This window comes from Chitinophaga agrisoli, from assembly GCF_008386695.1.
In the GTDB taxonomy this organism is placed as follows: domain Bacteria; phylum Bacteroidota; class Bacteroidia; order Chitinophagales; family Chitinophagaceae; genus Chitinophaga; species Chitinophaga agrisoli.
In genome coordinates, this window is sequence record NZ_VUOC01000032.1 from 1 (window position 1) to 310 (window position 310).

General features: G+C 49.4%; 1 protein-coding gene. It reads right to left on the reverse strand.

Annotated features, from left to right (window positions below; genetic code table 11):
• A partial coding sequence (locus F0L74_RS34525) for a penta-EF hand family protein (protein WP_188316280.1) occupies nucleotides 1-310 on the reverse strand: 310 nt, incomplete at both ends.

Consider the following 310-nt stretch of genomic DNA (forward strand, 5'->3'; position numbering starts at 1 on the left):
CCGGGTACATCCGGGTCGTCGCTGCTGAAATACTCCTTCCACAATTCCTGGAAATCTGCCCAAGAGATTGAGTCTTTACCTTTAGCCAGTTTTTTAAAGGCCTCGGTGCTTTCTTCCTTATTGAGACCAAAGGACTCGTGCACGGTCACGTACTCGTTGACATCGACTGAACCATCATTGCTGGAGTCTTGGATCTGGAAGATGCTTTTGCACAGAAGATTTTGCCAGTCCTTTGCTGCAGCTGGGTCCTTGGCGTACTCGTCCCAAAGAGCTAGCCATTCGTCCTGAGTAACTTTTCCGTCTCCATCAG